Here is an 18,676-nt window from a genome sequence, read left to right as displayed (position 1 = left end):
CTCAGCCGCCTACGGCGGTGAACCACTCGCCGTAGAACATGGAGACGCCCAAGCCACAGGCGATGGCGGTGAGCAGCCAGAAGCGGATGATCACGGTGGTCTCAGCCCAGCCGGCCAACTCGAAGTGGTGATGGAACGGGGCCATCCGGAACACTCGGCGGCCGGTGCTGCGGAACGCCAGGATCTGTACGACCACCGAGGTGATCTCGGCGACGAACAGCCCGCCGAGCACCACCGCGAGGATCTCGGTGCGGGTGGTGATCGACATGCCGGCGATCACGCCGCCCAGTGCCAGCGAGCCGGTGTCGCCCATGAAGATCTTCGCCGGCGCGGCGTTCCACCACAGGAATCCGATGCAGGCGCCCGCGGTCGCTGCGGCGATCAGCGCCAGGTCCAGCGGGTCGCGCACGTTGTAGCAGCCCAGTCCGGGTGCGATCGCGCAGGCGTTGCGGTGCTGCATCACGGTGATCAGCACATAGGCCGCGCTGACCATCGCCATGGAGCCGGCGGCCAGGCCGTCGAGGCCGTCGGTGAAATTGACCGCGTTCGACCAGGCGCTGACGATCAGGATCACAAACAGCACGAACACCGCCGCGGGCAGCGTGACGGTGGCGATGTCGCGCACATAGGACAGCTGCAGGCTGCCCGGGGTCAGACCGGAGCTGTTGCGGAAGCACAGCACCAGCAGACCGAACAGGGTGGCTGCGGTGACCTGCCCGACGGTCTTGGCGGTCTTGTTCAGACCGAGGTTGCGCGACCGCCGGATCTTGATCAAGTCGTCGAGGAAGCCGACGCCGCCCAGCGCGGTGGCCAGCCCCAGGACCAGCAGGCCCGAGGCCGTCGGCCCGGTGCCGTAGAAGACCAGGCCCGCCAGTTCAGCGGCCAGGTAGCCCGCCCAGATCCCGGCCACGATGGCCACGCCGCCCATCGACGGGGTGCCCCGTTTGCTCTGGTGACTGGCCGGTCCGTCCTCGCGGATCTCCTGGCCGAATCCCTGCTTGGTGAACACCCGGATCAGCACGGGGGTCAGCAGGATCGCGACCAGCAGCGCGACTCCGGCAGCGATGAGGATCATTATCATCGGCGATCTCCTGGGTCTTCGCTGCTCAGCGCGTCAGCCAACGCGGTCAGACCCGCGGAGTTCGACGCCTTGACCAGTACCACGTCCCCCGCCTGCAGTTCGGCGCGCAACAGGGCCAGGGCGGCATCGACGTCGGGCACTGCGGTGGCTTCGGCGCCCCAGGATCCCTCCATCACTGCGCCGTGCAGCATCGCGCCCATCGATCTCCCTACTCCGACGACAATGAGACGAGACACATCTAAGCGCACCGCGAGCCGGCCGATGCGGTCATGCTCAGATATCGCGTCCTCGCCGAGTTCGGCCATCTCCCCCAGCACCGCCCAGCTGTGGCGCTTCTCCCCCGGATTCTCCCCGCGGGCGATCCAGGCCAGCGCCTGCAGCGCCGCCCGCATCGAGTCGGGGTTGGCGTTGTAGGAGTCGTCGATCACGGTCACGCCGTCGGCGCGGGTGCTGACGTGCATCCGGTGCCCCGAGGCCGGTCCGGCACCGGCCAGCGCGTCGGCCACCTGTTGCGGGGTGGCACCGCACTCCAAGGCCACGGCGGCGGCGCACAGTGCGTTGCCCACCTGGTGATCGCCGGACACGCCCAGCCGGACCTCGGATTCGCCTGCGCCCGCGTGCAGGGTGAACCGCGGGCGGGCCAGTTCGTCGAGCACCACCGGCCCGGCCCACACGTCGGCGGGAGCGGAGCGGCTGACCCGCAGCACTCGTGCGACGGTCTTGTCGGCCATCGCGGCCACCGCCGAGTCATCGACATTGAGGATCACCACGCCGGATGCCGGAACGGCTTGTGCCAGCTCGGCTTTGGTCTCGGCGATCGCCTCGCGGGAGCCGAACTCGCCCAGGTGCGCGGTCCCGACGTTGAGTACCACCGCGATCTGCGGCGGGGCGATCGCCGCCAGCGCGGCGATGTTGCCGCGATGCCGGGCAGACAGCTCCAGGACCAGATAGTCGGTGTTCTCGTCGGCCCGCAGCACCGTCCACGGGTGGCCCAGCTCGTTGTTGAACGATCCAGGCGGGGCGATCACCTCCCCCAGCGGCGCCAGCACCGCGGCGATCAGGTCCTTGGTGGAGGTCTTGCCCGACGATCCGGTGACGCCGACGATCGTGAGCCCCTTGGCAACCAGGGCGGCGGCCACCGCGGCGGCCAGTTTGGCCAATGCGGCCAGCACCGCGGCACCGGATCCGGCCTCGTCGTCGTGCTCGAGCGCACCGGATCGACTGTCGGATGCGACGGGCTCCACAACGATGGCCGGGACCCCGACCGGGCGGGCTGCCAGCACCGCCACCGCGCCGGCATCGACCGCCGACACCGCATGGTCGTGGCCGTCGGCCCGGGCGCCGGGCAGCGCCAGAAACAGTGCGCCCGGGGCGATCCGGCGGGAGTCGAATTCCACGGTGCCGGTGACGACGGTGCGCTCGGCCTGCTCCGGGGTGATGTCGGCCAGCCGGCCGCCGACGATCTCGGCGATCTGCGCGACGGTCAGCGAGATCATCGGTGCCCCTCGCGCGCTTCCAGCGCCTGGGCCAGCACCAGCCGATCATCGAAAGGCTGGGTGTGCCCGGCGGCGGTCTGCCCGGTCTCGTGTCCCTTGCCCGCGATCAGCACCACATCCCCGGGCTGGGCCCAGGCCACCGCGTGCTCGATCGCGGCTCGCCGGTCACCGATCTCGACCACCTGGGCACTTCCCGCCGCGGCACCGGCCAACACGGCGCGTCGGATGTCGGCGGGGTCTTCCCCCCGCGGGTTGTCGTCGGTGACCACGACCAGGTCGGCGGCCTGGCCGGCGATCCGGCCCATCGGTTCGCGTTTGCCGTGGTCGCGGTCGCCGCCGGCGCCGAAAACCACGGCCAAGCGCCCGGTGGTGTCGCGCAGCTCTTGGCGCAGGGTCGCCAGCACCGCTTCCAGCGCCCCGGGCTTGTGCGCGTAGTCGACCAGCGCCAGGAAGCCCTGGCCACGATCGATCGACTCCATCCGTCCCGGCACCCGCGCCTCACGCAGGCCGGGGGCCGCCTGCTCCGGAGACACTCCGACTGCGTCAAGAATGGCCAGCGCCACAAGACAATTGGCCACGTTGTAGTCGCCGGGCAAGCCGATACCGACGGGGTGGTGCACACCGGCGGGGTCGACGGCGATGAACTCTCTCCCCTGGGATCCCCCCGCGCTCACCCGTTCCACATGCCAGTCCGCGGGGCGGCCCGTCGCGCTGACGGTGACCGGCGCGCTCGCCCGCGCCGCCATTGCCGCGCCGGCATCGTCGTCAACACAGACCACCGAGCGGGCGGCGTGCAGCGGCGACGCCGGATCGAACAGGCGGGCCTTGGCCTCGAAGTAGTCGGCCATCGTCGGGTGGAAGTCGAGATGATCGCGGGACAGGTTGGTGAAGGCGCCCACCGCGAACCGGGTGCCGTCGACCCGGCCCAACGTCAGGGCATGGCTGGACACCTCCATGACCGCGGTGTCCACCCCGCGCTGCGCCATCGCGGCCAGCAGCGCCTGCAGCGCCGGCGCCTCGGGGGTGGTCAAGGCGCTGGGCAGGTCGACGCCGTCGATGCGCACACCGACCGTGCCGATCAGTCCGGCGGTGCGGCCCGCAGCCCGCAGACCGGCCTCGACCAGATAGGTGGTGGTGGTCTTGCCCGACGTCCCTGTGATGCCGATGACGGTGACCCGATCGCACGGATGCCCGTAGACCTGCGCCGCGAGTTCACCCAACGCGGCGCGGGGCTCGGGATGAACCAGCACAGGGATGCCGGGTAGCGCTGCGCCGTGGGCGATCTCGGTGGCCCCGGCTCCGTCGGAGAGCACCGCGACCGCACCCCGGGCGACCGCGTCGGCCGCGAAGCGTGCACCGTGGGTGGTCGCCCCGGGCAGCGCCGCGAACAGGTCACCGGGTCGGACATCCTGGGCGCGCAGGGTCAACCCGGTGATCGGCAGATCCGGAACCGCTTCGCCGGCTACCGCGACCGCCCCGATCTGGGCGGCGAGCACCCGCAGCGACGTGCCTGCACCGACGTCGGGGCGCAGAGCAGCAGGCACCACCATCACCTCCATCCGCTGCGGCCGGGTCGTCCGGATCGGCCCTGAGACTACCTAGGCTGTCCGTGTCCACAGCGCAGGCGATCCGGCTTGGCCGACGGCGGGTCGTGGTGGGGACCGCCGCATAGGCCCGGCGGTTCAGCGAGGCTCGACGAAGGAGAGCCGAAACTGGGACCGCCGCATAGGCCCGGCGGTTCAGCCGTCAGAAGGCGGCGGCGGCTGCTTGAGTTTCTTGTCGAACATGCATTGGAAGTCCCCGGGCGCACATCCGTACTGGGTCGGGTCCGGCACGTCCTCGCAGTTTCCATCCTTGGTCATGAAACAGCCGCTGGCCTGGTGGTCACTTGCGATGGGTGTGCCGAGCAGCCCCGCCGCGACGATGCCCGCCGCCGTGGCGAGAACCCCCGGAATTGCGTAACTGATCGCAATGGTTTTTCGGGCCATGATCGACCCCTTCTCTTCGGCGCGGAACCCCCTTTGTCACCGCGTTGCCCGAACGATAACCACCCGACCATCACCAAGACTGCGGAATCACGTCGTTTTTTACGGACGCGAGTCGACGGATCTGCTGCAGCGGGTCGTGGGACTACATCGCCTGCAGGACCAGTGGCGGTCCCGGGTCCGGCGACAGCGGCACATTGTGACGCTGCAACAACCACCCGGCGATGTTGTGGAACAGCGGTGCCGCCGAGGTGCCCGGCGACCCGTCCGCGGCGCGGTGGGGGTTGTTCATCATCAGGCCGATGACGTAGCGCGGATTGTCCGCCGGCGCTATTCCCGCGAAGGTGATCCAGTAGACGTCGTCGTAGTAGCAACCGCAGGCCGGGTTGATCTGCTGTGCGGTACCGGTCTTGCCGGCGATCTGGTAGCCGTCGACGGCGGCCTGCCATCCGGTGCCCTGCTGAACACCGGTTGGATCACGCTGCACCACCGAGCGCAGCATGTTGCGCACGGTCGCCGCGGTCTGCTCCGAGACCACCCGGACTCCTTCGGGCCGAGGCTCCTCAGCGCGGCTGCCGTCGGGGGAAATGGTCGCCTTGATGATCCGCGGCGGAATCCGCAGCCCGTCGTTGGCGATGGCCTGGTACATCCCGGCCATCTGCAGCAGCGTCATCGAAAGACCCTGGCCGATGGGCAGGTTGGCGAAGGAGCTGCCGGACCATTGGTCCACCGGAGGCACCAGCCCGGCGCTCTCACCGGGTAGCGCGACACCGGTGCGCTGGCCGAGCCCGAACTTCTCCACCATGTCGAACCAGCGCTCGGGGCCCACTCGTTGCGCCAGCATCAGGGTGCCGACGTTGGAGGATTTTCCGAAGATCCCGGTGATGGTGTACGGCGCGACGCCGTGCTCCCAGGCGTCGCTGACGGTGACGTCGGCGACGTTGATCGATCCGGGTACCTGCAGGACGTCGTCGGGATGCCCGAGGCCGTATTCGATGACCGAGGCGGCGGTGATGATCTTGTTCACCGAGCCCGGCTCGAACGGCGAGGACACCGCCAGATTGCCGAGCTGGCGGTCCTCCTGGCGCCCGACGTCCTGGGAGGGGTCGAACGTGTTGTCGCCGGCCATCGCCAGCACCTCACCGCTCTTGGCGTCCAGCACCACTGCCGTGACATCGTGTGCGCCAGTAACGTTCTTGGCCTGCTGCACCTGCTGCTGGACGTAGAACTGAATGTCGTCGTCGAGGGTGAGCTGGATCGTCGACCCGTTGACGGCCTTGTGCCGGTTGCGGTAGCTGCCCGGGATGACCACGCCGTCCGAGCCGCGGTCGTAGGTGACCGACCCGTCCGTTCCGGCCAGCACTGCGTCCATCGAGTCCTCCAGACCCAACAGACCGTGGCCGTCCCAGTCGATGCCGCCGATGATGTTGGCCGCCAGCGACCCGCCCGGATACTGGCGCAGATCCTGCCGCTCGCTACCGACCTCAGGGCATTTCTCGGTGATCACCTCGGCCACCGCGGGGTCAACGGCACGGGCGAGATAGACGAACGTCTCGTTGCTGCGCAGCTTCTTCAACAGGGCTGCGGAGTCCGGCTTGTTGCCGAGGCGTGTGGAGATCTCCTTGGCGATCTGCTGCAGCCGCAGCTGCGGATCGGGTGCCGACGGATCCTTCTTTTTGGCGTCGGCAAGCTGCTTGCCGATCTTGACCGGCTGGAAGGACAGCGCCCGGGCCTCGATGGTGAAGGCGAGCTTGTCCCCGGTGCGGTCGATGATGTCGCCGCGCATCGCCTGCTGGACGTCGGTGACCTTGAGTTGTCCGGCGGCTTCAGCCCGTAGCCCGGAGGCCCGCGGCACCTGCAGGTAGAACAACTGAGCAGCCGACAAGGCCAGCACCAGGAAGATGACCGCGTTGCCGGTGCGGTGCCGGAAGACGAACGACGCGCTACGCAGGCCCACCTCGGTGGCTTGGCGGGTACGACGCTCGCGCGCCGAATGTCCGGTTGTGGTGGTCGCTTTCGGCGCCTTAGCGGGCTTGGCGGCTTTGGCCGGCTTCGCCGGCGAGGTGGCGGATCGGCGGGTCTTTCGCGAGGCAGCTGCGGTCGAGCCGTCGGCACGACGTGCCGGGCCGGTTCCCCGCGCGGGCCGTCTCATCGCGCGACTCCCCCGGCCACCGGCGTCGCCAGGACTTCCGGCGGCAGCGGGGATTGCGGAGGCAGGACGGCCTCGGGCGGCAGCACCGCGGCCGGAGGCAGGACCGACGCCGGCGGAGGGGTTCCGCCCACCGGCAGCACCGTCTCGGGCGGCACTACCGACCCGGGCGGCAAAGCGACGGGCGGCAAGCTATCAGACGGGATGGCCGGGGGGGTCGCCAGCGGCGGGATGTCTTGCGCGCCAGGCCCAGGCAACGGACCGGCCAGCGGCAATCCGGGAACGCCCGGCAGGCCCGGAATGGTCAGCGGCGCACCGGGCACGCCCGGAGCCGACGGGACTGCGGCGGGCAGGTGACGGCTGTCGAGCTTCGGCCCGGCCGGCGGCACCCGAACCGGCACCTCGGCAGGTGGTGCCACATCGTCGGGCAGCTTGGTGTTCAGCGGCGGCGGCGGCGCACCCTCGGCGGGCTTCGGGGTCCCGACGACCACCCAGTTGCCGATCGGGTCCTGCACCAGATGCGCGGTGTCGCGGCTGGGGATCATGCCCAGTTCGCGGGCCGCCTCGGCAAGCGCGGGTGCGGATTCGGCGGTGAGCACGTCACGCTCGAGCGCTTCTTTCTGCTGCATGAGCACCCGGTTGCGCTCCCGGATGTTGCCCAACTGGTAGGACCGCTCGGCGGCGTCCGTCGACAACCACAGGGTGATTCCCAGCCCGATGCCGAGCGCGCCGATGATCAGCACGACGAACGGAACCTTGGCCGCCAGCGTGCGCGGCCGCAGGTCGACCGAGGCCAGCCGAGCAATCAGACGTTCGCGCAGCGGGACGCGTACAACCTTGGGCGCCTTGGCCTTACGGGCCTTCGCCCGCGCCTTGGCCTGCTTGGTGTTCTTCGGCGGCACCGGCCTGGGGTCCGGGCGAAGCGACGCCGCCTTCTGCGGGCCGGTGCGCGGCCGCGACTGGAGACCCGCTGCGGGCGTGATTCCACGCTGCCGCCGTGGGCCCCGGGCCTGCGTTTGCTCGGTGACCCGCCGCGCGCCCGCGCGGGTTGCGTTCTCGGGGTTACGGCGACGGCCGCCCTGCCGTGCCGCGGGCTTGCGCTTGGTCGCCATCACTTCCCCCTCGATGCCACGATCGGGCCGGCCTGGACCCGCTCAACCGCACGTAGCCGGACTGAGCCCGCTCGTGGGTTGCGCTCGACCTCATCCGCCTCGGCCTTTTCGGCGCCCCGCGTCAACGTCGTGAACTTCGGTTCGTCCCCGGGCAATTCGACCGGCAGCCCGACCGGGGTGCGAGACGCGGTGGCCGCGGCGAACTGCTGCTTGACGATGCGGTCCTCCAGCGACTGGTAGGACATCACCGCCACGCGTCCACCCACCGCCAACGCATCCAGCGCCGCCGGCAATGCGTCTCGCAGTGAGTCCAATTCGCCGTTGACCGCGATGCGCAGCGCCTGAAATGTCCGCTTGGCCGGGTGTCCCCCGGTGCGTCGCGCCGGCGCCGGAATCGCCTCGTAGAGCAGCGCCGTCAGTTCCCCGGTCGAGGTGAATGGGGTCTGGGCCCGGCGGCGCACGATGTACGAGGCGATCCGCGATGCGAAACGCTCCTCGCCGAAGCGGCGCAGAATGTCGGTCAGCGCGGCCGCGTCGTAGGTGTTCACGATGTCTGCGGCGGTGAGTTCGGCCTGCGGGTCCATTCGCATGTCCAGCGGCGCGTCCTGCGCGTAGGAGAATCCCCGCTCCACCCGGTCGAGCTGCATCGAGGACACCCCGAGGTCGAACAACACCGCAGCCACCGACCCGGTTGCGGCCAAGCCGGATTCGGCAAGCGCCGCGGGAATCCCGTCGTATCGGGTACAGACCGTCTGGAGCCGATCGGCGAAGCGGGCCAACCGGGCCCCGGCGATGTCGAGTGCGGTGGTATCGCGGTCCAAACCGATGACCCGCAGGCCGGGGAACTCGCTCAAGAACCGCTCGGTGTGCCCGCCGGCCCCGAGGGTGGCGTCCACCAGGGTCGCGCCCTGGCCGTCGGGCGACTGCCTGGTCAGCGCCGGAGCCAGCAGCTCCACGCAACGGTCCAGCAGGACCGGCACATGTCCGAATTCGCCCTGTTCGGCCACAGCAATACCTCCCTGTTGCGGCCAATGAATTGCACGATCGCTTGGTCTCCGGGCCCCACGGCGTGCGACCCGGCTGCAGGCGGCCCTTGCCTCGAGGTCCCTGCCCGACAGCGCGAACCTGACGTTGGGGAAGTACGTCAGGGTCGGTTCGGACAGAGGCCACGAGGCACGGGCGCGCGCCTCAGATGATGTCGCTGAGTGCTTCATCGCTGGCCGCGGAGAAGTTCTCTTCGTGTGTCTGCTGGTAATCACTCCAGGCCTGCGCGTCCCAGATCTCCAGGTAATCGACCGACCCGATGACCACGCATTCCTTGGACAGGTTGGCGTAGCGACGGTGGTCGGGCGACAAGGTGATCCGGCCCTGGGCGTCGGGGTGCTGTTCATCTGTGGCGGCGGCCAGGTTGCGCAGGAATGCTCGCGCGTCCGGGTTGCTGCGCGAAGCCTTGGCCGCCCGGCGGGCCAACTGCTCGAACTCCGCGCGGGGATACACGGCCAGGCTGTGGTCCTGACTCTTGGTGACCATCAACCCTCCTGCCAGCGCATCGCGAAACTTCGCGGGCAGTGTCAGCCGCCCCTTGTCGTCGAGCTTGGGCGTATAGGTGCCGAGGAACATCGGCCACCTCCCGCCATGTCGACTTCGCAGCCCACGATACCCCACAATCCCCCACTACGCACCATTTCTTTGGTCGATTCCACCCCTACGCCCCACCAGATCGGCCATCGGGCCGTCCAGGCATACGAAAATGGGCGCAACTGGGCACCGAACATCCAGGTCAGCGCAGGTGGAGGCAAAGTGGGGCGAGGTGGGGTGCGCGCACTGAAGCGTTGCCCCCGGGAGGCGGCACCGGAGCTGTCGCGCGCCGAAACGCCAAGAAAAAAGGGCAGCCGATCGGCTGCCCTTTCACATCACACGTGCCGCTGGATCGGCCTAAGGCTCGAATCGGCGGCGGAAACGGTCTTCCATCCGGCTGGCGAAGGTGCCGCCACCCTTCACCCGCCGCTGCGAACTCCCGCCCGGCTTGGCCGCACCGTCGCGGCTGGCGGTCGCGTGGTTGCCGGTGATGGCGAACACCACGCCACCGAACATGACCACGAATCCCAGCACGCTCAGAATCAGGAATGCCGAATTGACGGTGGTCGCATAGATCGGGATACCGGATACCAGCATCACCAGACCGACCACGAACAGTGTCATGCCCTGCACCCGCCGGCGGGTGGTGGGGGTACGCAGAGCACCGCCGCGAACGCTGGAAGCGAACTTGGGGTCCTCGGCGTAGAGCGCGCTCTCGATCTCGTCGAGCATGCGCTGCTCATGATCGGAGAGTGGCATTCGTCCCTCCTTGCCGACGGCCGCTCATATCATTGCCCACGGCGCAATACGGACTGGTGCGGGCAACTAACACTGATAATACGAGGTAGGCCTGCGCCGTACCACAGGCTTCACCAGCCGATTGTAGCGGCGGTCCGGCGATGTCGAACAACAACGGCCGACGCCGTCGACCCAATCCGGATAATGGGACCACGGGCATCGGGCACGCTCCCACTTCTGCGGGAAAGGAACCTGCACGTTGGTGACCTTCCTCCTCGACATGTCGCCGCGCGAAATGGCGGATCACCTCGGTGCGGCACTGCGCGTCTACGTCACCGCGATGGGCTATCCCCCGGGCACCGAAAGCCAACGTGCTGCGATGTGGCTCGATCACACCCGCCGAATCGGTTGGCGAGCGGTGGCCGCCTTCGCCGACGACGAAGCCGGCGGCGTCGGCGAGATTCGCCAGCCGGACGCCGCGCCGTCCGGATTGAACGGCGCCGAGCTGCTGGGCGTGGCCTACGGCTACTGCGGAGCCCCCGACCAGTGGTGGCAGCAGCAGGTGGTGCTGGGCCTACAGCGCCGCGGGCTGCCCCACCCCGACATCGCGCGCCTGATGGCCAGTTACTTCGAGCTGACCGAATTGCACGTCGCACCGCGCGCGCAGGGCAGCGGCCTGGGTGAGGCCCTGGCCCGCCGGCTGCTGGCCGGGCGGCCCGAAGCCAACGTGCTGCTGTCCACACCGGAGACCAATGGCGAAGGCAACCGCGCCTGGCGGTTGTACCGGCGGCTGGGATTCACCGACGTCATCCGCGGTCACCACTTCGCCGGCGATCCCCGGCCATTCGCCATCCTGGGCCGGCCCCTGCCGTTGTAAAGCCAAGCGCCGCGTCGTCACCGGAGCAGCCGACTGGTCTGGCACGATGACGTCGTGCATGTTCGGCGTTCGCTACAGCCCGCTCGGAGATCCGTTCCAGCGCCCGCTCAGCGCCGGTTTCGACGGGTGGGCACCTACCGTCGCCTGGTGGCCGTGGTCGCGCTGCTGTTGATCGCGGCGCCGTTGGCCGGGTGCGTGCGCATCCGCGCCAACATCACCGTCTCCCCCAACGATCAGGTCTCCGGTCAGATCGTCGTTGCGGCCAAGCCGCGCAACGACAACGACACCGGCCCCAAGCTCAGCGCCGACCTGCCGTTCCCGCAGAAGGTCGCGATCTCCAACTACAGCCGGGACGGCTACGTCGGCTCCCAGGCGGTGTTCTCCGACCTGACCTTCGCCGAACTGCCGCAGCTGGCTGAAATGCACCGCGACGCGGCCGGGGTGGACCTGTCGCTGCGTCGCGCCGGCAACCTGGTGATTCTGGAAGGCCGGGTGGATCTCACCTCACTGAGCGACCCGGAGGCCGACGTCGAGTTGAGCGTCGCGTTCCCCGGCGAGGTGACCTCCACCAACGGCGAACGCATCGGCAGCGACACGGTGCAGTGGCGGCTCAAGCCGGGCGTGGTGAGCACCATGAGCGCCCAAGCCCGCTACACCGATCCCAGCACCCGTTCCTTCGCCCACGCCGCGCTGTGGCTGATCCTGTCCACGCTCGCCGCGGCGGGCGCGGTTGCGGCCATCGCCTGGTATGGGCGGGACCGGTCACCGCGGTTCAGCTCGCCCGAGGACAGCGCCGGCTGAGGATCAGCGGGTCTGCGGCGACCAGTACTCGAGCATCTGCGCGAAGGTGCGGAATGCCGCTGCGGACACTCCGTAGGTGGCCTCGAAATGAATGCTTAGTGGGAAGCCCAGGTCCGCGACACCGTCGATCACCCGCTTGTACAGGTCGAGCATCAGCTTGCAGCGCTGGTCGGGGTCGCTGTCGGCGAGCGTCTTGAGGAAGTCCTGTTCGGCGGCCACCGCCGCGTTGCCCGGGTCCTGAATCAGCCAGTTGATCAGGCCGATCCGATTCTCGAACGACGGCACGAAGCCGAACGACAGCAAGAGCTCCGGGCGCGCCTCGCTGTGCTTGGCGAACTCGGTCAAGAACGGCACGATCGCGTCGGAATACAGCAGCTGGGTCAGCCCGAACGTCGCCCCGCGCTCGCATTTGAAGTTGAACCGGCCGATCTCGTCGGCCCGGGTGGGAATCAAGATGACGCCGCGGTTGGCCACGTCGGAGCGGAAGGTCGCCAGCGCGTCGGTCGGCGGCACCCCCGCGCCCTCGCCGTCAGCCATGGTGCGAGGCACACCGACGAAGACCACGCCCTCGATCCCCGCGCCGGTCAGATCGCCCAGCCGGCTCCGCAGCGCCGCCTCGTCGGAGAACGAGGTGACCTGGGTGCACAACCCCGCGATGCCCGGCAGCTCGGGCCGAATCGCGTTCCAGAAGTCCAGCACGTCGAGCTTGGGCTTCATCTCGATCGGACGGTCGTCGTCCTCGATGATCATCCCCGGCATCAGGATGTGACGGATCCGCCCCTCAAGGCCGGTCTCGGCGGCGAACCGCACAACCTTGTGCGCCTCCTCGATCGTCTGCTCGGGCCCCTTTTCCACGTTCGGTGGGACAAGCTCGAGTGCGACGGTGTTCAAGGTCACGTACCAGCTCCTCATGAAAGACAGTCAGCAGACAGTCAACAGTGCCACAGGGCAGGAACGGGCAGCGCTGGCCGCCTCCGGCCGCTACCGGCCGCAGTCCCCCCGGCTGTGGTGGCACACTCTACGCTGGACCCACGCTGGGGGTCCCCGGCCGGGCAGCACAGAAAGGGGCGCCGAGCTGAGTTTCAAGGCATCCGCAGCGACTACACCGTCGGCCGCCGAGCTGGCCGCGGCCGTGACCGAAAGGCTGCGCTCCCACCTACGCACCCGCCGCACCGAGACCGCCTATATCGGCGACGACTACGAGGCGTTGATCACCGGCCTCGAAGAATTCGTGCTTATCGGCGGCAAACGACTGCGCCCTGCGTTCGCCTACTGGGGCTGGCGCGCCATCACCGGCCGCGATGCCGACGACGGCGAATTACTGCTGTTCTCCGCGCTGGAACTGCTGCACGCCTGCGCGCTGGTGCATGACGACGTCATCGACGCCTCAGCCACCCGCCGCGGCAATCCCACCACCCACCGCAAGTTCGCCGAGCTGCACCGCGCCCGCGGATGGCGGGGCTCGGCCGACCAGTTCGGGATGTCGGCCGCCATTCTGCTCGGCGACCTGGCGCTGGTGTGGGCTGACGACATCGTCGCCGGTGCCGATCTGTCGGCCGACGCCCGGGGGCGCGTGCGGGGCGTGTGGTCGGACATCCGTACCGAGGTGCTGGGCGGCCAGTACCTCGACATCGTCGCCGAATCCAGCGGGGTGGACTCGATCGCCTCGGCGATGCGCGTCAACACCTACAAAACCGCGTCCTACACGGTGGTGCGCCCGCTGCAGCTGGGGGTCGCCGCCGCGGCCGACCGGCCCGACATCCAGGCGCTGTTCCACGAACTCGGCACCGACCTGGGCGTGGCGTTCCAGCTGCGCGACGACGTGCTGGGAGTGTTCGGGGACCCCGCGGTGACCGGCAAGCCCTCCGGCGACGACCTGCGTTCGGGCAAGCGCACCGTGCTGCTGGCCGAGGCTGTCGAGCTGGCCGACAAGTCGGATCCGGTGGCGGCCAATCGGTTACGTAACGCGATCGGCACCGCGCTGACCGAGGCGCAGGTCCGCGAACTGTGCGAGATGATCGAGGCGGTCGGCGCGCTGGCAGCCGTGGAGGACCGTATCGATCTGCTGACCCGGCGCGCCATGGCCGCGCTGGCGGCCGCACCCATCGACGAGGTTGCCAAAGCCGGACTCACCGACCTGGCCCGCCGGGTCGCCGACCGGTCCGCCTGATCGCCCGGAGCGCCGATGTCGAACCCCACCACCCCACCGGTCCCCCGCGCGTCCAGCGACGCCGTCAGCGGCCTGTCCCGACTGCGGCAGTTCGCCGCCGGCGAGCAAGCGGGAGCGGCATGGCTCGGCTGCCTGGGCGCGCTGCTGATCACCCTGGGCGGCTTGGGCGCCGGCAGCACCCGCATCCAGGACCCGGTGCTCGATTCCCTGCACCTGTCATGGCTGCGCTTCGGTCACGGCCTGGTGCTGTCGTCGGTGCTGCTGTGGGCTGGGGTCGCGGTGATGCTGGTGGCCTGGCTCGGCTTGGGCCGGCGGGTGATCGAGGGCACCGTGAGCACCTACACGCTGATCACCACCACCGGTTTCTGGCTGGCGCCGCTGCTGCTGTCGGTCCCGGTGTTCAGCCGCGACACCTACTCCTACCTGGCCCAGGGCGCCCTGCTGCGGGATGGATTCGATCCGTACGTGGTCGGGCCGGTGGACAACCCCAATCCCCTGCTCGAGGATGTCAGCCCGATCTGGGCAGCGACGACGGCACCGTACGGCCCGGCGTTCATTCTGGTCGCCAAGCTCGTCACGATGCTGGTGGGCAACAACGTGGTGGCCGGCACGATGGTGCTGCGCTTGTGCATGCTGCCCGGTCTGGCACTGCTGATCTGGGCCGCACCCCGGGTCGCGGCCCGTGTCGGTGGCAGCGCGCCCGCGGCGCTGTATTTGGCCGTGCTCAACCCGCTGGTGATCATCCACCTGATGGGCGGGGTGCACAACGAGATGCTGATGGTCGGCCTGGTGATCGCCGGGATCGCGCTGACCCTGGAGCGCCGCCACCTGGCGGGGATAACGCTGGTAGCGCTGGCAGCGGCGGTAAAGGCCACCGCCGCAATCGCATTGCCGTTCCTGGTGTGGATCTGGATGCGCCGCCTGCGGGAACCGCGCGGTGAACGCCGCGGTTTAGCGAGGCTCGACGAAGGAGAGCCGAAGCTGGAACCGCGAAATGAACGCCGCGGCTATCCGACGGTGATCGCATTCGCCATCGCGGCAGCGGTGTCCACGGCGATCATCGTCGCGGTGTTCGCCGTGCTCTCGGCCCTGGCCGGAGTGAGCCTGGGCTGGTTGACCGCACTGCTGGCCGGCAACGTCAAGATCATCAACTGGCTCACCGTGCCGACCGCGGCCGCCAACCTGATCCACGCCGTCGGCGGGTTGTTCGCCCCGGTCAACTTCTATGCCGTGCTGCACATCACCCGGATCAGCGGGGTCGCGGTGATCGGACTGCTGCTGCCGGTGCTGTGGTGGCGGGCGCGGCGCGACGATCGCGCTGCGGTCGCCGGGATCGCCTGGGCGATGCTGGTGGTGGTGCTGTTCGTACCGGCCGCCTTGCCCTGGTACTACACCTGGCCACTGGCGGTGGCGGCCACCGTGGTCCGTTCACCGACCGCGATCGCCGCGATCGCCGCGGCGTCGACCTGGATCATGGTGATCTTCAAACCCGACGGCTCGCACGGCATGTACACCTGGCTGCATGTGATCGGCGCGACGGGATGCGCCGTGTACGCCTGGTACCGGCTGTCGCGGGCACAACAAGCGCCTGCCCTCGACGCCGCTTGAAACGTCAGTACGCCATGGCCTGAGCCCGGCGCATCACCTCACGGGCCTGGTGCGCGTGCAGCGCATCGATCGGGCGAGCGTTGTCGATCGACTCCCGCGTGCCGTCGTGGGTCAACGACAGCGACGAATCCGGGGTGAACAGCCACCGCACGATGTCGGTCTGTTGGTAGCCACCGTCGTGCAGCACGGCCAGGAGCCCGGGCAGGCTCTTGACGACGTCCCCCTCGGCGGTGAAAAACACCTGCGGGACCATCAGTACGCCGGCTCGCCGCACCGCAACCAAGTGGTTGTCACGCAGGAACTGGTGCACTTTGGTGACTGGTACCCCGAGCATTTCGGCGACCGTCGGCAGGTCAAAGGTCGGTTCGTCGGGCTCAAGTACGTCTTCGGAGGCCGGAATGCTGCTCACGACACAAGTTTAAAGCCGCCGGACCGGCCACCTGCACACATACCATGACCAGGTGACTGGAGCGTGGGGCGGCGACGCATTGGAGGGCGCGCTGCTCGACGGCCGGTACCGGGTGGGCACCCGGATCGCCACCGGCGGCACCTCCGCGGTGTACCGCGGCCTGGACGAGCGCCTGGACCGCCCGGTCGCGGTCAAGGTGATGGATCTTCGCTACGCCGGTGACCAGCAGTTCCTGACCCGATTCCAGCTCGAGGCCCGCGCGGTCGCCCGGCTCAAAGACCCGGGTCTGGTGGCGGTGTACGACCAGGGTTTCGGCACCCCGCACGACCCCGGGCAGCCGTTTCTGGTGATGGAACTCGTCGAGGGCGGGACGCTGCGCGAGCTGCTCAACGAACGCGGCCCGATGCCGCCACATGCGGTCGCCGCGGTGCTGCGGCCGGTGCTGGGAGCCCTGGGGATCGCGCATCGGGCCGGGCTGGTGCACCGCGACGTCAAACCGGAGAACATCCTGATCTCCGACGACGGCGACGTGAAGGTGGTCGACTTCGGGCTGGTGCGCGCCATCGCGGCGGCGGGAATCACCTCCACCAACGTGATTCTGGGCACCGCCGCCTATCTGTCGCCCGAACAGGTCCGGGACGGCAACGCCGGCCCCGCCAGCGACGTGTACGGGGTCGGGGTGCTCACCTACGAGCTGTTGACCGGAGACACGCCGTTCTCCGGTGATTCGTCGTTGACGGTGGCCTACCAGCGGCTGGACCACGATGTCCCGCCACCGAGTTCGGCTATCGACGGAGTCCCAGCCGAATTCGACGACCTGGTGGCCCGGGCGACCGCCCGCGAACCGGCGGAGCGCTACGCCGACGGGCTCGAGATGGCGCACGCGGTTGATGCGATCACCGAGCGGCTGGCGCTGCCGGCGTTCCGGGTGCCGGCCCCCCGAAACTCCGCCCAGCACAACGCCGCCGCCCCGGCCCGCCGCGCCCCGCAACACCCGGCGCCGCCGCATCAGCAGACACCGCAACATCAGACACTGCACATGACCCGCGGCCCGGCGGACTGGGTGGAGGACACCGATACCCAATATGAGTTGGTGACAGGGCAATTCGGCGGTGTCGAATTGAGCCGCTTCGTGTTGGAGCGCCAGCACGCGCGCCGGATGGTAGTCATCTGGCTCGCCGTGCTGTTCGCAACCACCACGTTGGTCGCCGCGTTGGCGTGGACGCTGGGCAACAACGTCGGCGCGTTGCTGTAACCGTGCCCACGCCGACTGCGGGAACCAGCTAGCCGCGCAGCATCTCCGCGACCAGGAAGGACAGCTCCAGCGACTGCTGGGTGTTGAGCCGCGGGTCGCACGCCGTCTCGTAGCGGCCGCCCAGGTCCGCATCCGAAATGTCCTGGGCGCCACCGAGACACTCGGTGACGTCTTCCCCGGTGAATTCCAGGTGGATGCCGCCGGGGTGGGTGCCAAGCGCGTGATGCACCTCGAAGAAGCCCTGGACCTCGTCGACGATTCGATCGAAGTGCCGGGTCTTGTGACCGGTGGAGGCCTCATGGGTGTTGCCGTGCATCGGGTCGCACTGCCAGATCACCTGGTGGCCGGTGGCCTGCACCTTCTCGATGATGCCCGGGAGCAGGTCACGCACCTTGCTGTTACCCATCCGGCTGATCAGCGTCAGACGCCCCGGAACGTTGTGCGGGTCAAGACGTTCCACGTACTCGACTGCCTGGTCCGGTGTGGTGGTGGGACCGAGCTTGACCCCGATCGGGTTGGCGATCACCTCGGCGAGCGCGATGTGTGCGTGATCGAGCTGGCGGGTCCGCTCCCCGATCCACACGTAGTGTGCCGACAGGTCGTAGAGCTGCGGTGTACCCGAGACGTCGGCCATCCGCAGCATGGCCCGCTCGTAGTCGAGCACCAGCGCCTCGTGGCTGGCGTAGATCTCGGCGGTCTGGAGTTCCCGGTCCGCGACCCCGCACGCGCTCATGAACTTCAGGCCACGGTCGATCTCACCGGCCAGCGCCTCGTAGCGGGCACCCGCCGGCGAGGTACGGACGAATTCCCGGTTCCAGTCGTGCACCAGCTCCAGCGATGCCAGGCCCGACGACGTCAGCGCCCGGACCAGGTTCATCGCCGCACTGGCGTTGGCGTAGGCCCGTACCAAACGCGACGGGTCGTGTTCGCGCGATTCGGCATCCGGGGCCAGGCCGTTGACCATGTCGCCGCGGTAGGACTTCAGCCCCAGCGAGTCGATGTCGGCCGACCGCGGCTTGGCGTACTGACCGGCGATGCGGGCCATCTTGACCACGGGCATGCTGGCCCCGTAGGTCAGCACCACGGCCATCTGCAGCAGAGTGCGGATGTTGCCCTTGATGTGCGGCTCGGTGTTGTCGGTGAAGGTCTCGGCGCAGTCGCCGCCCTGCAGCAGGAAAGCCTCGCCGCGGGCCACCTGGGCCAGCTGCACCTTGAGACGCTCGATCTCGGACGCCACCGTGATCGGCGGGACGCTCTCCAACACGGTGCGCATGGCCTTGGCCTGGTCAGCGGGCCAGCTCGGCTGCTGGACGGCCGGCCGGGCCAGCGCGGCGTCGAGGCGCTCGCGCAGATCCGCGGGCAGCGGCGGCAGCGCCGGCAGCTGGTCGATGGGTACGTCAACGGTCCAGTTCACCCG

The 18,676-nt window shown here is 69.1% G+C and carries 17 protein-coding genes; 5 read left to right on the top strand and 12 right to left on the bottom strand.

The genetic code is table 11. The features are described 5' to 3' along the window. Position 1 precedes the first annotated feature (1 nt). From mraY to MJO54_RS09760, 9 genes are all read right to left on the bottom strand, one after another. Complete coding sequence (gene mraY, locus MJO54_RS09800; RefSeq protein WP_064888321.1) at positions 2 to 1,081, bottom strand: phospho-N-acetylmuramoyl-pentapeptide-transferase; 1,080 nt, start codon at positions 1,079 to 1,081, stop codon at positions 2 to 4. Beyond that, positions 1,078 to 2,577, bottom strand: a complete 1,500-nt coding sequence (locus tag MJO54_RS09795) for a UDP-N-acetylmuramoyl-tripeptide--D-alanyl-D-alanine ligase (RefSeq protein WP_046286608.1) — start codon at positions 2,575 to 2,577, stop codon at positions 1,078 to 1,080. Before MJO54_RS09795 ends, mraY begins: the two co-directional genes overlap by 4 nt. After that, on the bottom strand, positions 2,574 to 4,127 hold the full coding sequence (locus MJO54_RS09790; protein ID WP_046286610.1) for a UDP-N-acetylmuramoyl-L-alanyl-D-glutamate--2,6-diaminopimelate ligase: 1,554 nt from the start codon (positions 4,125 to 4,127) through the stop codon (positions 2,574 to 2,576). Before MJO54_RS09790 ends, MJO54_RS09795 begins: the two co-directional genes overlap by 4 nt. A gap of 189 nt (positions 4,128 to 4,316) precedes the next feature. Next, positions 4,317 to 4,565: a hypothetical protein gene (locus MJO54_RS09785; protein ID WP_046286607.1), complete on the bottom strand. Its 249-nt coding sequence runs from the start codon at positions 4,563 to 4,565 to the stop codon at positions 4,317 to 4,319. Positions 4,566 to 4,707: 142 nt separating this feature from the next. Beyond that, positions 4,708 to 6,714 carry a peptidoglycan D,D-transpeptidase FtsI family protein gene (locus MJO54_RS09780; protein WP_046286606.1) on the bottom strand — a complete coding sequence of 669 codons (2,007 nt, stop codon included), beginning with the start codon at positions 6,712 to 6,714 and terminating at the stop codon, positions 4,708 to 4,710. Beyond that, positions 6,711 to 7,826 carry a cell division protein FtsL gene (ftsL, locus tag MJO54_RS09775; RefSeq protein ID WP_434085436.1) on the bottom strand — a complete coding sequence of 372 codons (1,116 nt, stop codon included), beginning with the start codon at positions 7,824 to 7,826 and terminating at the stop codon, positions 6,711 to 6,713. Before ftsL ends, MJO54_RS09780 begins: the two co-directional genes overlap by 4 nt. After that, positions 7,823 to 9,037, bottom strand: coding sequence for a 16S rRNA (cytosine(1402)-N(4))-methyltransferase RsmH (gene rsmH, locus MJO54_RS09770; RefSeq protein ID WP_082108443.1), 1,215 nt, complete (start codon positions 9,035 to 9,037; stop codon positions 7,823 to 7,825). Before rsmH ends, ftsL begins: the two co-directional genes overlap by 4 nt. After that, positions 9,012 to 9,443 (bottom strand): division/cell wall cluster transcriptional repressor MraZ, encoded by a 432-nt coding sequence (mraZ, locus tag MJO54_RS09765; protein WP_024440488.1) that lies wholly within the window; start codon positions 9,441 to 9,443, stop codon positions 9,012 to 9,014. The genes rsmH and mraZ overlap by 26 nt, the downstream gene beginning before the upstream one ends. Positions 9,444 to 9,758: 315 nt before the next feature. Beyond that, the gene (locus MJO54_RS09760; protein WP_046283782.1) at positions 9,759 to 10,160 is read right to left on the bottom strand and encodes an SCO2097 family morphological protein; all 402 of its coding nucleotides are present in this window, start codon (positions 10,158 to 10,160) and stop codon (positions 9,759 to 9,761) included. 238 nt (positions 10,161 to 10,398) lie between these two features. On the opposite strand from MJO54_RS09760, the gene MJO54_RS09755 reads away from it, so the two are divergent. Together MJO54_RS09755 and MJO54_RS09750 are read left to right on the top strand one after the other, a co-directional pair. Then, complete coding sequence (locus MJO54_RS09755; RefSeq protein WP_046283781.1) at positions 10,399 to 11,016, top strand: GNAT family N-acetyltransferase; 618 nt, start codon at positions 10,399 to 10,401, stop codon at positions 11,014 to 11,016. 147 nt (positions 11,017 to 11,163) lie between these two features. After that, positions 11,164 to 11,817, top strand: a complete 654-nt coding sequence (locus tag MJO54_RS09750) for an LppM family (lipo)protein (RefSeq protein ID WP_275451974.1) — start codon at positions 11,164 to 11,166, stop codon at positions 11,815 to 11,817. Between the two features lie 3 nt (positions 11,818 to 11,820). On the opposite strand, the gene MJO54_RS09745 is transcribed toward MJO54_RS09750, so the two are convergent. After that, positions 11,821 to 12,714, bottom strand: coding sequence for a mycobacterial-type methylenetetrahydrofolate reductase (locus tag MJO54_RS09745; protein WP_046283779.1), 894 nt, complete (start codon positions 12,712 to 12,714; stop codon positions 11,821 to 11,823). A 178-nt stretch (positions 12,715 to 12,892) separates the two neighbouring features. On the opposite strand from MJO54_RS09745, the gene idsA2 reads away from it, so the two are divergent. Both idsA2 and MJO54_RS09735 read left to right on the top strand, forming a co-directional pair. Beyond that, positions 12,893 to 13,987, top strand: coding sequence for a bifunctional (2E,6E)-farnesyl/geranyl diphosphate synthase (gene idsA2, locus MJO54_RS09740; RefSeq protein ID WP_082108167.1), 1,095 nt, complete (start codon positions 12,893 to 12,895; stop codon positions 13,985 to 13,987). A 15-nt stretch (positions 13,988 to 14,002) separates the two neighbouring features. Next, entirely contained in the window at positions 14,003 to 15,595 is a 1,593-nt protein-coding gene (locus tag MJO54_RS09735; protein WP_240175860.1) for an alpha-(1->6)-mannopyranosyltransferase A, read from the top strand. A gap of 4 nt (positions 15,596 to 15,599) precedes the next feature. Here the strand turns inward: MJO54_RS09735 and MJO54_RS09730 are convergent, their stop codons facing one another. Continuing rightward, positions 15,600 to 16,004, bottom strand: a complete 405-nt coding sequence (locus MJO54_RS09730; protein WP_046283777.1) for an Rv2175c family DNA-binding protein — start codon at positions 16,002 to 16,004, stop codon at positions 15,600 to 15,602. A gap of 52 nt (positions 16,005 to 16,056) precedes the next feature. Here MJO54_RS09730 and MJO54_RS09725 point away from each other — a divergent pair, with 52 nt between their 5' ends. After that, entirely contained in the window at positions 16,057 to 17,259 is a 1,203-nt protein-coding gene (locus tag MJO54_RS09725; protein ID WP_240175859.1) for a protein kinase domain-containing protein, read from the top strand. 28 nt (positions 17,260 to 17,287) lie between these two features. On the opposite strand, the gene MJO54_RS09720 is transcribed toward MJO54_RS09725, so the two are convergent. Then, complete coding sequence (locus MJO54_RS09720) at positions 17,288 to 18,673, bottom strand: class II 3-deoxy-7-phosphoheptulonate synthase (RefSeq protein ID WP_046283775.1); 1,386 nt, start codon at positions 18,671 to 18,673, stop codon at positions 17,288 to 17,290. Positions 18,674 to 18,676: the final 3 nt, after the last annotated feature.

The sequence above is a fragment of the Mycolicibacter virginiensis genome (genome assembly GCF_022374935.2).
GTDB classification, from domain to species: domain Bacteria; phylum Actinomycetota; class Actinomycetes; order Mycobacteriales; family Mycobacteriaceae; genus Mycobacterium; species Mycobacterium virginiense.
This window is presented reverse-complemented; position numbering and strand designations above follow the sequence as displayed.

Excerpts from the sequence above, each read along its gene's own strand:
- MJO54_RS09790 (WP_046286610.1), bottom strand. The coding sequence starts at position 4,127 with ATGGTGGTGCCTGCTGCTCTGCGCCCCGACGTCGGTGCAGGCACGTCG.
- MJO54_RS09785 (WP_046286607.1), bottom strand. The coding sequence starts at position 4,565 with ATGGCCCGAAAAACCATTGCGATCAGTTACGCAATTCCGGGGGTTCTC.
- MJO54_RS09735 (WP_240175860.1), top strand. The coding sequence starts at position 14,003 with ATGTCGAACCCCACCACCCCACCGGTCCCCCGCGCGTCCAGCGACGCC.
- MJO54_RS09780 (WP_046286606.1), bottom strand. The coding sequence starts at position 6,714 with ATGAGACGGCCCGCGCGGGGAACCGGCCCGGCACGTCGTGCCGACGGC.
- rsmH (WP_082108443.1), bottom strand. The coding sequence starts at position 9,037 with ATGAAGCACTCAGCGACATCATCTGAGGCGCGCGCCCGTGCCTCGTGG.
- mraZ (WP_024440488.1), bottom strand. The coding sequence starts at position 9,443 with ATGTTCCTCGGCACCTATACGCCCAAGCTCGACGACAAGGGGCGGCTG.
- mraY (WP_064888321.1), bottom strand. The coding sequence starts at position 1,081 with ATGATAATGATCCTCATCGCTGCCGGAGTCGCGCTGCTGGTCGCGATC.
- MJO54_RS09795 (WP_046286608.1), bottom strand. The coding sequence starts at position 2,577 with ATGATCTCGCTGACCGTCGCGCAGATCGCCGAGATCGTCGGCGGCCGG.
- MJO54_RS09760 (WP_046283782.1), bottom strand. The coding sequence starts at position 10,160 with ATGCCACTCTCCGATCATGAGCAGCGCATGCTCGACGAGATCGAGAGC.